The 13,765-nt window shown below is 47.5% G+C and carries 13 protein-coding genes; 5 read left to right on the top strand and 8 right to left on the bottom strand.

Features of this window, described 5'->3' with window-relative positions; genetic code table 11:
• Positions 1-119 precede the first annotated feature (119 nt).
• The 7 genes from GO755_RS28815 to GO755_RS28785 form a co-directional block, all read right to left on the bottom strand.
• Complete coding sequence (locus GO755_RS28815) at positions 120-1,100, bottom strand: Gfo/Idh/MocA family protein (protein ID WP_157588827.1); 981 nt, start codon at positions 1,098-1,100, stop codon at positions 120-122.
• Between the two features lie 120 nt (positions 1,101-1,220).
• Positions 1,221-2,537: an aminotransferase class V-fold PLP-dependent enzyme gene (locus tag GO755_RS28810; RefSeq protein WP_157588825.1), complete on the bottom strand. Its 1,317-nt coding sequence runs from the start codon at positions 2,535-2,537 to the stop codon at positions 1,221-1,223.
• Between the two features lie 221 nt (positions 2,538-2,758).
• Complete coding sequence (gene chrA / locus GO755_RS28805) at positions 2,759-3,961, bottom strand: chromate efflux transporter (RefSeq protein WP_157588823.1); 1,203 nt, start codon at positions 3,959-3,961, stop codon at positions 2,759-2,761.
• Between the two features lie 111 nt (positions 3,962-4,072).
• Positions 4,073-5,032 (bottom strand): isopenicillin N synthase family dioxygenase, encoded by a 960-nt coding sequence (locus GO755_RS28800; protein ID WP_157588822.1) that lies wholly within the window; start codon positions 5,030-5,032, stop codon positions 4,073-4,075.
• Between the two features lie 132 nt (positions 5,033-5,164).
• Complete coding sequence (locus GO755_RS28795) at positions 5,165-5,860, bottom strand: superoxide dismutase (protein ID WP_157588820.1); 696 nt, start codon at positions 5,858-5,860, stop codon at positions 5,165-5,167.
• 175 nt (positions 5,861-6,035) lie between these two features.
• A complete protein-coding gene (gene recR / locus GO755_RS28790) occupies positions 6,036-6,647 on the bottom strand; it encodes a recombination mediator RecR (protein ID WP_157588818.1) in 612 nt (203 codons plus the stop codon).
• Between the two features lie 86 nt (positions 6,648-6,733).
• Positions 6,734-7,024, bottom strand: a complete 291-nt coding sequence (locus tag GO755_RS28785) for an ATP-dependent Clp protease adaptor ClpS (RefSeq protein WP_157588816.1) — start codon at positions 7,022-7,024, stop codon at positions 6,734-6,736.
• Positions 7,025-7,182: 158 nt separating this feature from the next.
• Between GO755_RS28785 and GO755_RS28780 the strand changes: the two genes are divergently transcribed.
• The 5 genes from GO755_RS28780 to GO755_RS28760 all read left to right on the top strand — a co-directional run bounded on the left by GO755_RS28780 (position 7,183) and on the right by GO755_RS28760 (position 12,605).
• Complete coding sequence (locus GO755_RS28780; RefSeq protein ID WP_157588814.1) at positions 7,183-8,646, top strand: sodium:solute symporter; 1,464 nt, start codon at positions 7,183-7,185, stop codon at positions 8,644-8,646.
• A gap of 21 nt (positions 8,647-8,667) precedes the next feature.
• Complete coding sequence (locus GO755_RS28775; RefSeq protein ID WP_157588812.1) at positions 8,668-10,563, top strand: redoxin domain-containing protein; 1,896 nt, start codon at positions 8,668-8,670, stop codon at positions 10,561-10,563.
• Positions 10,564-10,581: 18 nt separating this feature from the next.
• Positions 10,582-10,962 carry a cupin domain-containing protein gene (locus GO755_RS28770; protein ID WP_157588810.1) on the top strand — a complete coding sequence of 127 codons (381 nt, stop codon included), beginning with the start codon at positions 10,582-10,584 and terminating at the stop codon, positions 10,960-10,962.
• A gap of 26 nt (positions 10,963-10,988) precedes the next feature.
• The gene (locus tag GO755_RS28765) at positions 10,989-11,492 is read left to right on the top strand and encodes a GNAT family N-acetyltransferase (RefSeq protein ID WP_157588808.1); all 504 of its coding nucleotides are present in this window, start codon (positions 10,989-10,991) and stop codon (positions 11,490-11,492) included.
• 105 nt (positions 11,493-11,597) lie between these two features.
• A complete protein-coding gene (locus GO755_RS28760) occupies positions 11,598-12,605 on the top strand; it encodes a bestrophin family protein (protein WP_157588807.1) in 1,008 nt (335 codons plus the stop codon).
• Position 12,606: 1 nt separating this feature from the next.
• On the opposite strand, the gene GO755_RS28755 is transcribed toward GO755_RS28760, so the two are convergent.
• Positions 12,607-13,635, bottom strand: coding sequence for an MBL fold metallo-hydrolase (locus GO755_RS28755; RefSeq protein ID WP_157589022.1), 1,029 nt, complete (start codon positions 13,633-13,635; stop codon positions 12,607-12,609).
• Between the last annotated feature and the right edge of the window lie 130 nt (positions 13,636-13,765).

Below are 13,765 nucleotides of genomic sequence, written 5' to 3'. Positions count from 1 at the left end.
GTCGGTTATTCTTCTGATTGTATTAATTCTCCAAATGTATGTAAAATGGTTTTATTAATTCAGTATTTGTATGTAAAATAATTAAAAATACGAAGAGACCGTTCGACGGTCTCTTCGTATCAATGTGCTGTAATCTGATCAATTATGGCATTTGCCCTTGCCCCTGTCTCTCCCGTACTTGGGCATTTCCCTTCCCCTCGAAGCTCGCTCACAATCGACTCAATCAGTGGCTGTTGTATATTCTCTGGATATGGAATGGTGTAGTCAACTGTACCTGCTTCAGTTTCTACCTTAATGAAGTTCATCTCAAAATAAGAAAACGAGATTTTCCCTTTAGAGCCTATAAACTCTGTCACCTCGATTCGCTGCTCTTTATTCACAGTCCAGCACCAGTTTCCTGTACCCAATACGCCGGATTCAAACTCAAAGTTTGCGATAACCACGTCATCTGCCTGGTAGAGTCCAGCCTGGTTTCTGGCGATTCCACTAGCGGTTTTGATTGGACCAAAGACGTATTCCAGAAAATCGAATTGGTGAGATGCAAGGTCATGAAAATGGCCACCGCCCGAAATTTCAGGGTCAACCCGCCATCTTGGTTTTGGGTTCTCCCCTACTTCTTCGGCGTACGGTTGCCAATTCAATAGAACCCGAACGTACCGAATGTCACCAATTACTTTCTCGTCGACCAGCTCTTTAATCTTCAGAAAATATGGAAGCGACCGACGATAAAATGCCACTAACAGAGGCACACCCGTTTCCCGGCTCACCTGATTCATAGCTTCGCATTCGGCCGCATTTCTGGCCATCGGCTTTTCGACGTAAACTGGCTTTCCGGCCCGCATCGCTCGAATGGCGTACTCGGCATGCGTATCTGGCGGTGTTGCCACATATATCGCATTGACATTGGGGTCGTTAATTAGGGCATCGGCATCATCATACCAGGTAGGTACATTGTGGCGTTTGGCATAATCGGCGGCTTTTTCGGCATCTCTGCGCATCACTGCCACCAAACTCGAATTAGGCACTTTATTAAAAGCCGGGCCGCTTTTCACTTCGGTTACATCTCCGCAACCAATAATACCCCATTTCAATTGATCCATAGTTTAAAGATGAGCGTTACTAGCTTGATTGGTTTCTCGGATACGCTCAAAAATAAAAGCAGATTCGCGCAGAATCTATTCATCTGCTGCGCAAATCTGCTAGGTATTATAAACGATAAATTAACTCTTCTTCTGCTTGCTGGCCAGCGCCTGTTTCTCCGACATCTGTGTGATTGCCACCACCAGTCGGTCGAGGTCTTTGGGTGAATGATACACGTGGGGTGTCACACGAACACCGTGAATGTTTTCCCAGTCAATCCCCGTCGTATGAATTTTATACTTATTCAGCAACTGTCCGTCCACTTCGCTGGTCTTCATACCGTCGATGGAAAACAGGCCAACAGCACCGGCAAATTCGGGTTTGAGCGACGTATGGATCTTCACGCCCGGCAAGTCTTTAACGCGTTCCATCCAGTAATTTTTCAGGTAGTGTGCCCGAGCAAACTTCCTCGCCGACCCAATGCTGTTATGAAAATCAACGGCGGTACCGATGGCCATTTCAGATGCAAACGAGCGCGTACCCAGACTCTCGAATTTACGAATGTCTGGCCCGTCGGGTTCATTATTGGAGAGCAATGCCCAGATATTACGAATCTTGTTTTGCTTGATATACAGCATACCACTTCCGAAAGGCGCGCAAAGCCACTTATGCAGACTGGTGGCGTAATAATCGGCGCCGAGGTCGGGGATTTTGAAATCGAAAAGGGCAAATGAGTGCGCACCATCGGCAATTACCTCAATGCCTCGTTTGTGGGCTTCATCGGCTATTTTCCGAACGGGCATCACTTGCCCTATCCAGTTGATCATGTGGGTAACATGGACAACTTTCGTTCTGGGGGTAAATGCTTTTACGTATTGTTCAGTAAGGTAATTTTCGTCCTCGCTGGGTAAGTTCAAATCCAGATAAACCAGTTTGATACCGTCGCGCTTTTCCCGCTGTTTCCACGCGTTCAGCATATTCGGGTAATCCTGTTTGGTCAAAACAACCTCATCGCCCGGCTTTAAATTCAGGCCGAAAATAACCGTGTTCAATCCTTCGGTAGCGTTTCGATTGATGGCAATTTCTTCGGGCGAACAGCCACCTAAATCAGCCAGTTTCTCGCGCAAAGATTCGCGGCCCTGGTCGAGAATACGCCACATGTAATACGATGGCGCTTCGTTACAATACTGGTAGAAACGAATGTGCGCATCCTGCACTACTTTCGGCTGCGGACAAACGCCCCCATTGTTGAGATTGAGCAACGTTGGCGATACCGTATATTCTGATTTTACCCACGACCAGAAGTCTTCGTCCTGCGCCCACTGAGCAGCCGATTTCAACCCGGCATCGGCAGTAGGAATGGGACTGGCAAACGTTTCGGGTAAAAACTGAGGGAGAGTCAGCGCACCAGTCGCTGCGGCTGCAGTCTGGCGAAAGAAGGTTCTACGAGTAGACATGACGAGGTATGTATATGAGGATGAACGCTATAGGGTAAAACTACGCGTTTTTCTCTCAATAATAAGAGGTAGCCTTATAGGCAAAAGCCAGATTTTTCAGATTTTTCTGCCGTTTGTACCCGATTCTACCGAATATAGTAGGCTTTTTCTACTTATTCAGGCAGATTCGAACTGGCTGATGTGTTAAAATGAAGAAGGTCTAACGCGCCAGTTTGCTTTTCCTACAAAATTATACCTGCCAGCAGACCGCCTAAAATCAGTGCATAGGGTGGAATTCTCGTATAGAGTAACAAGCAGATTGTAACCAATACAACAACGACTGAAGGCCAGTACGGAGCCATAGGCTCAAAAAGGGCGATGGCTGCTGCTGCTGTTAATCCCGTGCTGGCTGCATTGATACCTCCCAACGACGCCCGCACCACACGATACCGTTTAAGTTGTTCCCAGAAACGGTAGACAAAGAAGATCAAAAACGTGCCGGGCAGAAAAATCCCGACCGTCGACACAAGGCTGCCCCATAGTTGGCCATGAAAACCAGCGTCACGCATGGACAACGCACCAATGTATGACGCAAACGAAAACACTGGTCCTGGTACCGCCTGCACCAGCCCAAGCCCCGACAGGAATTCTTCTCGGGTCAGGTAATGCTTAAAGGCTACAAACTCATTGTACAGCATGGGGGTTAACACCTGTCCCCCACCAAAGACGAAACTACCGTTCCGATAAAAGTTTTCGAACAACCGTACGGGAAGCGAATGTGTAACAGCCCCCAATCCGGCAGCCAGGATAAAGACGCCCAACCATAGAAAAAAATTATCCCACTGCACGCGCAGGGGCTTTTTTTCCATCCGCTCTTGTTTCTGATAAGCCAGCGCTGTAGTGAGCCCACCAATAGTGATAACGATGGGCGTCATAACGGGCGAGCGAAATAGATAGCCAGCTAAAGCCGCTATGAGCGCAAGGGCAAGGCTTATTTTATCATGAATAACTTTTTGCCCAATTCGGTACCCAGCTACCACCATGAAGCCAACGGCCATTGGTTGAATGAAACGGGCAAACTGGAGCGAAAGATTGTGCCGTTCCAGATAAAAGATACCGATTCCAGCCGCCGTCATGATTAATACAGCGGGCAAAATCCAAATGATAACGGTTAGGTACGCTAAGTTTGGCCCACCAATTTTAAAGCCTAAGGCCGTAATCGTCTGCGTTGACGTTGGCCCCGGCAATACCTGACCCAGTGCATTTAATTCCAGCAATTCTTCTTCGGTCAAATACCGCCTTTTATGCACCAATCGGTCATAGAACATGGCCAGATGTACCTGAGGCCCGCCAAACGTCGTGAGCGCAAGAATCAGCACATCTTTCAGAAAGATGAAGTAACGGATTCGGCGTACGGGTTTGGTAGCGGTTAGGTAGGGCAACATGATTAGCGGGTCAGGAGAGTGGTCAAAATTTGTCAAGAATAGTCAGGATTGGCAAGAGTCGTTTTAAACCGATTATCGGGCAATTCTTGACAAAACCTGACTATTGACTAATTATTTCTTTTTCAACCCTAATTCCATCAACCGCTCGTCCAAAAATTCACCCGCCGTCATGTCAACATACAGTTTGGGATGCTGGGCGTCAATGCAACTTTCCAGACTGGTAAGGTTCATATCGGCGCGCGGGTGCATGAAAAACGGAATCGAGTACCGCGACTGATTCATTTTCTCGCGGGGCGGATTTACGACCTGATGAATTGTCGATTTCAGTTTATGATTCGTAAGTCGATCAAGCATATCGCCTACATTGACCACAACCTGATCGGGCAGGGCCGTAATGCCAATCCATTTGCCATCGCGACGCAACACTTCGAGGCCGTCAGCCGAAGCACCCATGAGCAAGGTAATCAGGTTAATGTCGCCGTGGGCAGCGGCTCGTACAGCGCCATCAGGCGTGGTATTGGGATCGAGTGGGAAGTAATGCAAGGCTCGGAGGATACTGTCGCCATTCCGCACTTTGTCGTCAAAATAGGTTTCAGGCAACTCCAGGTACAGGGCAATAGCACGTAGTAATTGCTTGCCTGCATTTTCGAGAGTCCGATAGGCCGTTAGGGTTGCTTCACCAAATTCGGGGTATTCTTCAGGAATCACATTGCCGGGCATATCGCCTTCTGGCTCGGGCTGACCAATATGATAAAATTCCTTTAAATCAGCTATTTTAAAGCCTTTAGCTGTTTCTTTCCCTTTGCCAATATAGCCGCGCTGGCCATTCAGTTCAGGGTGCTCATATTTCTGCTTAACATTATCGGGTGCAGAGAAAAACTCCTTTGCTGAATCGTATAATTTTTTAGTCAATTCATCGGTCAGGCCGTGGTTACGAATGGCCACAAATCCAATCTGATTAAACGCCCGGCCTAAATCCTGCACGAATTTGGCTTTGCGGTCAGGATCGCCTGAGGTGAAATCCGCCAGGTCTAATGACGGGATTTCATTGTATAATTCTTCTGTTAACATAGACGAAATCTATTTTCACAAAAATATGAATTTATGGGGTAAGTGAAAGTAAGTGGAGTGGATGGAGTAGTGCATATAGCACTTACTTCACCCACTCCACTTACTTTCACTTACGTCCCTTACTCTAGCCGATTACGCTCCGAAATTCTTTCCTACTTTATTCCAGTCAACAACGTTCCAGAAGGCTGTAACATATTCGGGACGACGATTCTGGTATTTCAGGTAATATGCATGTTCCCAAACATCAAGGCCCAGGACAGGTGTTCCTTTTTTCTCTGCCAACGCCATTAATGGATTGTCCTGATTAGGCGTCGAAATTATTTCGACATCGTTACCATTCTTGATGAGCCACACCCAGCCAGAACCAAAGCGACCCGTTGCTGCCTTACCCCACTCGGTTTTGAAATTATCGAACGATGTATATTTCTTATTAATGGCTTCGGTCAATGCACCCTTCGGTGAGCCACCCGCGTTGGGGCCCATAATGTTCCAGAAGAACGTATGATTCCAGTGCCCTCCTGCATTGTTGCGAACAGCCGCCGGAGTGCTGGTTGTCACACTTTTCACCAGGGCTTCAATGTCCATCTTCGCCATATCGGTTCCAGCAACGGCCTTATTGAGGTTATCCACATACGCCTTATGGTGTTTGTCGTGGTGGATTTCCATGGTCATTTTATCGATATGTGGTTCAAGCGCGCCAGCATCATAAGGCAATGGAGCCAGTTTAAACGGTCCTTCTGCCTGAGCAGGTGCAAAGCCAAGAGAACGGAAGGCTATCAAGCTGGCTGAAGTACCGAATGCCAGTTTCAAAAACTCGGAGCGATTCATGCGAATGATTGGTTTTGGGAGAAACAAAAAGTGTCTACGACCTTAGGTCTGCGACCACGAGAGCCATTAAGCAAAACCCTGTAAATGGGCAAATGTTCAACAACCCAAGGTCACAGCCGCAAAGAAACGAGTTTTTGATGCCAATCGCATCTATTTCTGGAACTGGAGCCAGAGTTTATTCGTACGCAATCCGGCTCAGAATACTTCGGCCAAGCGTTATCTCGTCGGCGTATTCGAGATCGCCCCCAATAGGAACACCACGGGCAATGGTCGAGATTTTGATATTAAAAGGCTTGAGCTTCTTTTGGAGATAAAAAGCGGTTGTATCCCCTTCCATGGTAGGGCTGATGGCCAGGATAATTTCACGCACCTGTTCGCCTTCGGAACCGCGCAACCGAGCCATGAGTGAATCGATCTGCAAATCGCTCGGACCTACCCCCTCAACGGGCGAAATGATGCCACCCAGCACATGATAGAGCCCTTTAAACTGAGCTGTATTCTCAATGGCCAGCACATCCCTCGTGTCTTCAACAACGCAAATCAATGACTGATCGCGTTTGTGGCTGGCACAAATGGTACACAAATCGTGATCAGACAGGTTATGGCACTTTCGGCAATATTTAACCTTCGTACGCATGGCCGTTAAGCTCTGAGCCAATAGTTCTGTTTGGTCTTCATCCCGTTTAAGGAGATGCAATACCAGCCGGAGCGCAGTTTTTTTCCCAATTCCCGGCAGTTTCGACACCTCGTTAACTGCGTCTTCTATAAGTTTGGAGGGGTATTCCAAGAGAATGATGAATTATGAATGATAAATGATGAATTACAAACAGAAATCACCGTTCTGGCAAATCATTCATAATTCATCATTCATCATTAGTTTAAGACTTCAGCAGAGATGCCTCGCCGGCAGATCTCGTTACGCATGGGCACAAGTTCTTCCCATGAACCGTTTTTGACAGCGCACTTGCCTTTGTAATGGATCAATAGGGTGCATTGTTCGGCCTGTTCCTGTGTATGTTCACAAACGTCGATCAAGGTATCAATAACGTGTTCAAACGTATTGACATCGTCATTGAAAACCACAAGGTTATGGACGTCGGTTTCAACTACATCATCGAGTACATCTACATCGGTCGACCAGTCGTTTTCTTCAAAAGGTTGCATGGGATCGAAAAGCGTGTTTACTTAGCAAATTTACGGAAAAACGGGCAGTTTTAAAAACCTTATCCGTATACTAAAACAACCTTATTTGAGCGCAAAAAGTTGCTTTCAGATGCTCGCTGAAATCGTAGCTCGTACTTCGTAGATCACCAATTCAATACATGAATACTACCCTCGCTTTAGTGATTTTAGTAGCTTATTTCGGGATGCTGATTGCCGTCTCGTTTTACACGGCCCGAGGAGCTGATACCAACGCTTTTTTTACGGCTAACCGCCAATCACCCTGGTGGTTAGTGGCTTTCGGTATGATAGGCACCTCGCTGTCAGGGGTTACTTTCATTTCGGTACCGGGAGCCGTAGGTAAAATCGGGTTTTCATATTTCCAGGTCGTACTAGGCTATATAGTTGGCTATTTTGTGATCGGTTCGGTGCTGATGCCGCTTTATTACCGACTCAATCTGATTTCGATTTACGGCTACCTTGAAAAGCGATTTGGGTTCTGGTCGTACAAATCCGGAGCTGGTTTCTTCCTGCTCGCCCGAACAGTAGGTTCAGCCGTTCGACTCTATGTGGCGGCTGGTGTGTTGCAGATTGCATTATTCAACGCACTAGGTATTCCGTTCGAGGTTTCGGTGTTCATTACAATCGGATTAATCTGGATTTACACATTCAAAGGGGGCGTTAAAACCATTATTGTAACGGATACACTCCAAACTGTATTTCTGGTTACAGCTGTCGTATTGACCATTATTCTGATCTCTCAAGAACTGGGTTTATCGTTCGGTGGGTTAGTACAGACCGTGAAAAATAGTTCAATGTCACAGGTATTTTACTGGGATGGCAACGACCCGAAGAACTTTTTCAAGCAATTCATTTCGGGGGCGTTCATCGCTATTGTGATGACAGGTCTGGATCAGGATCTGATGCAGAAAAACCTGACCTGCAAAAATATTGGCGAGGCCCAGAAGAACATGTTCTGGTTTACGGTTACGCTCGTTTTCGTCAACTTTATGTTCCTCTCGCTCGGCGTGTTGTTGTACGTGTATGCCCAACGCGAAGGCATCGAGATTCCGGCCCGTACCGATGATCTATACCCGATGCTAGCCTTGAATCACCTTGGCCTTGTGGTTGCCATTACGTTCCTGCTGGGCATTACAGCCGCTACATACGCTAGCGCCGACTCTGCTCTAACAGCCCTGACAACCTCTTTCTGTGTAGATTTCATGGACGTGGAGAAACGCCCTGAAGTTGAACGATCCCGGATCAAACACATCGTGCACATTGGCTTCTCGCTATTGTTTTATATTGTCATCATTGTTTTCCGTCAACTCAATAGTAAGGAAGTTATCACGGCTGTTTTTGATATTGCAGGCTATACCTACGGGCCATTATTAGGGCTTTATGCCTTTGGTATTTTCAGCCAGCGTCCGGTTATTGATCGGCTTGTGCCGTTCATCTGTCTGGCATCACCCGTGCTAACCTACATTGTCAATGAAAACTCAGCGTCCTGGTTTGGTGGTTATCAGTTTGGCTTTGAACGCCTGCTACTCAACGGATTGTTCACGTTTATTGGCTTATGGGCCGTATCGAAACCCGTGCGAAAAGAAGAACCAGTAGCCGTATAAAACAAGTTTATTTTTAACGTTATGCGATTAATTTTCGGTGTCGTCTTCTTACTGCTGACATGCTGTTTTTCAGCATCTGCTCAATTCTGTTTTTCCCCGGAACGACCACAGCTTGGGCAGATCGTTTCCTTTACGTATAGCCCACAAACGACGCCTTTAGCTAAAGACAGCACACTTGAAGGGCGGTACGTACGCTATGGAGCGCCTAACATGATGCAAATCAGCAAGCCAACGACCGTCACGTTAGTGCGGCAGGGAGCTGATTACGTTGGAGAGCTTTACATTCCAACAAAAGATGCTACCGGAACAATGCTGTTTTTCCGAAACAGTAAGCTGCCACAACGCACTGATCTCAATTGTGGGCAATTTTATGTCATTCCAGTTAATGATGCATCAGGCCGGATTGTACCGCATGCTACTGGTGGTCAGGCATCAGTATTTACCCGTAGTCATTTTCTGAACGAAACGAATACCCGCTTCGATCCAACCTGGGTCGTTACGCTATATGAGCATGAACTGGCGCAAAATCCTGACCTACGCCCTTTATACTGGTCCGATCATTTAGCGGCTCTGATTAAGCAGAGGAAACTCGGCTATGGACCTAAAGTAAAAAACGAGATTGAGGCTTATCTGGCATCTCGCCCAAACCCAACGCTTGCTGAATTGACAGATGCGTCAAAATTGTACGAAAGTTTAGGCGACTTTCAGAAAGTCAATGCGCTACGCGAGCGCCAGAAAACAGTGGAACCTGCCGGTTCATTAGTGCAGAAAGACCGCGCCATAGCCATCCGGGCCCAAACGGATTGGAATCGCCAGAAAGCCGCGTACGAAGCCTTTGTTCATGAATTTCCAACCTCATCACATTTGTCCGACCTGGCGGTAATCATGACCAACGGGTACTTCAAAAATAACGACATTCGTGGGTTAGTTGCATTTGTTGAGCAGCAACCCACGACACAAACAGATGTACTGGTTCTGAACACCATAGCCTATCAATTAGCGGAAGAACGGCGATCATTACCCGAAGCTGAGCAACTGATTAAGCACGCGCTGACAGTTCTAAAAGCACATGCTAAACCCAGGGTCGCACCGGGCAATTGGGAAGCAGAAAGACAGACCCGACAACGGCAGTTGATGAATACCTACGCCCGTACGCTGGAACAACAGGGCAAATACGCTGAAGCCTATACGGTTTATCAGGATGTTATTAATCCCGACGATGCCGAGAATAGCGACCCGCGCACTAATGAACGCTATTTCCTTTGTGCCCTTCGTACAAACCATGCTACCGATGCGCTCCCAATGGTTGAAGCCGCAATACAAGTGGACAAGGCGACATCAGGTCTAAAAACCACATTACGCGACTGGTATGCCAAACAACCGGGCAATACTCCTGCAAAAGCGGATGCTTATTTAGCCAACCTCGAAGCCGACATTAAGGCCGACCAGCGCGATGAACTTCAGGAGAAGCTAATTAATGAACCCGCTCCCGCCTTTGCCCTCACCGACTTGCTGGGACGCACCATTTCGTCGTCGGCCTTTAAAGGAAAAGTGATTGTGCTTGATTTTTGGGCTACCTGGTGCGGGCCTTGCATTGCGTCGTTCCCAGCCATGCAACAGGCGCAAACCCGATTTCAGAATGATCCAAACGTTCGGTTTCTATTTGTCAATACACGCGAAGGCGGCCCCTTACAACGAGTTCATTCGTTCATGGACAAACACCCTTACAATTTCGTTGTGCCGCTCGACACGCAGCAGAAAGTAGCTAACGCCTATAAAGTTCAGGGAATTCCGACGAAGGTGGTGATTGGACCCAATGGTCGCGTGCGCTACCGTCAAATCGGGTTTTCGGGCGACCCGGAAGCCACCGTTAATGAGTTGACGCTAGTGGTAGAAATGCTGAAAGAAGGGAAATAAGCAGCGTATACATAAGCAATGAAGGAGGAATCTCTTCAACCCATTTCCACCCAAAATGCGGAGCATTATACCTGGGGTGACCAGTGCGATGGCTGGCATTTAGTGAAGTCAGATTCACTGAGTATCATTCAGGAACGAATGCCACCGGGTACGGTTGAGGTGAAGCATTATCACCAGAAGTCACACCAGTTTTTCTTTGTACTAGCGGGTGAAGCAACCATGGAGATTGGCCAGGAAACAATTCACCTAAAGGCTAATGAGGGCATTGAAATCCCACCATTAGTCCCGCATCAAATGCGCAATGACTCTTCAAATGACGTCGTTTTCACCGTGACATCGATGCCGAAAAGTCATGGGGATCGTATTGTTGTGGCTAGAGAAACTAATCCTAATTTTTAAAAACACCGAACTACGCTTATTCATCCATGACCATTCGCCCTGCTACTACTGCCGATATCCCAGCTTTACTGAACCTGTTAAAGAATGTTATACCACTTATGCACGAAACGGGTAATTTTCAGTGGGACGACCATTACCCCAACGAAACAGTCTTCGGAAACGACATTACGAAAGCACAGCTTTGGGTGGCCGACATTGATGGTCAGCTCGCAGGTGTAGCGGCTCTAACCGAAGATCAGGAGCCCGAGTATGCTCAGGTCGGCTTCGACCTCAGTCAGCGAGCGGTTGTTACGCATCGGCTGGCTGTTGATCCCGCTTTTCGTGGACAAGGCGTAGCTGTTGCTTTGCTGGAGCAAGCCGAACAGCTCGCGCTTGAACGGGGCATCAAGTTTCTACGCATTGATACCAATTCTGAGAACCAGGGCACTCAGAAACTCTTTCCGAAACTAGGGTATCAGTATGCCGGAGAAATCACACTTGGTTTTCGTCCTGGATTACGATTCCTGGCCTATGAGAAAAAATTAAATTAGTGTAGTAGAGTGAGTGAAGTAAGTGTAATAAGTGAAGTTAGGCCACTATTACACCCACTTCACTCACTCCACCACTTCACTTACTACACACACTACACCACCACCATGCACGCTGGAAGAAAGTATACCTTAAAGGAATTTATAGTTTGGACACGCCAGAATTTATACTGGTTAATTGCCATTAATACGGGCGTAACGGTTCTTTATCAGGTGATCGGCTTTACATGGCTGGGCATGCCCTGGGTACCCATTGCTTTGCTAGGTACGGCAGCTGCATTTATTGCCGGATTTCGTAATAATGCGACTTATGCCCGCTCCTGGGAAGCCCGTCAGATTTGGGGAGGCATAGTCAACAGCAGTCGGAGTCTGGGCATCATGATTCGGGATTTTGTCCGTAACCCAGCAGCATCGGGCGCTGATTCTAAAGCCATCCATCAGCAACTCATTTACAGGCACATAGCCTGGCTAACCGCTTTACGATTTCAACTGCGGGAATCGCGGGTCTGGGAAAACATTGACAAAGAGTACAATGCTGAGTATCAGAAGTTTTATAAAATCACTGAACGGGAAAGCAATCTGGCCGATGAACTCAGGAAATTAGTATCTACTCAGGAAGCTGACTATGTACTGAGCAAAAAAAATCGGGCCACACAGTTGATTAGTCTTCAATCAAAACAGCTTCGGGAGCTGGTCGACCAGGGTTGGATCGAGAATTATCGCTATATAGAACTGGCGCTGATGCTGAAAGAACTGTATGAGCATCAGGGCAAGAGCGAGCGAATTAAGAATTTCCCCTACCCTCGTCAATTTGCCACTATCAATGGCCTGTTTATTCGCCTGTTTGTGTGGCTAGTTCCGTTTGGTTTGTTAAAAGAATTCGACAAATTGGGTGAGCATATCGTCTGGCTGACTATTCCGTTTGGCGTGCTGGTGTCGTGGGTATTCATGAGCCTGGAGCAGGTTGGAGAAAGCACTGAGAATCCATTCGAAGGTGGAGCCAACGACACGCCCATTACCTCCATGAGCCGCACCATCGAAATCGACCTCCGCGAAATGCTCGACGAAACAGACATTCCACCTGCTATTCAGGCAGTTAATAATATTTTATTGTAGCTTATTTAAACACCATTGGGTGGCCTTCTTTCGGAACCAGAAATTTTTCTTCAGCAATCTTCTTCTCGCGCAAGGATTTTCGCAAATCATCAACAGGCTCAGCTAAACCATCGTCGCCCTGCTGAAACGTCCCGAAATGAATGCCGACCGCCTGGGTAGCTTTTAGGTCAATAAATGCCTGCACGGCTCCGGCAGGCGACACGTGAACAGGCGCCATAAACCATTCGGGCCGATATGAGCCAATAGGCAGCAACGCCAGTTTTATCGGCCCACCCGCCTGCTCACCAATGCGCTTAAAATGGGGACCATAGCCGCTGTCGCCACAGAAATAGGTTGTCCCGAAACTGGTATGAAGCAGGTAACCGCACCAGAGGGTTTCATCGCGGTCGCCCATACCCCGATTGCTGAAATGCTGCGCCTGGGTGCAGGTAAGCCGAAGTTTCTCATTGATCTGTAACGTATCATTCCAGTCGAGTTCGCGGGTTGTACGACCCTTTACCGATTTAGGCAGATATGACACACCCAGCGGTGTAACAAAGAGCGGGTTATACGCTTTCACTAATTTCCTGATGGTGGGCAAATCGAGGTGGTCATAGTGATTATGGCTGAGCAGGACTACGTCAATTGGAGGTAATTCCTCAAACCGAAGTCCTGGCGGACGTTTGCGCTTGATGCCCAGCCATGACGTTGGCCCAACACGTTTCGACCAGACCGGATCGGTTAGAATGTTAAGTCCGTTTGTCTGGATTAGAAAGGTAGAATGATTGACAAAAGTGAGCACCAGGCTATCGCCTTCAATGCGTGTGGCAGGTCGGGAGCCCACAAAGGCGTCGGGTTGCTCTGGCCAGGGGCCTTTGTCCCGATGCAATAGCCATTTGAGTAAACCACCCGATGTTTGCTCCGGCATACCCGGATTAAAGAATTTCTTTCCGTCGAAATGATCGGTAACCGGGCCTTTGTACCGTGGAGCGCAGGCAACTATTGTCAGGACCAGGCTGGACAATAGTAACAAGGGTAGTGCAGTGTGCATATCGTGAATATACTGCATCGTGGTCCCGAAAGTTTAAATTCCCTCAAAAGATCTTGTCCATACGCTAAAAACGTTCATTGTCAATCGCTAAAACACCTAGTATATTTGATCTATTTCACTACTGTTTTGA

This window comes from Spirosoma arboris (assembly GCF_009754945.1).
Classification (GTDB): Bacteria; Bacteroidota; Bacteroidia; order Cytophagales; family Spirosomataceae; genus Spirosoma; species Spirosoma arboris.
The sequence above is the reverse complement of the archived record's forward strand: the minus strand, read 5'-3'. Positions and strand labels throughout refer to the sequence as shown.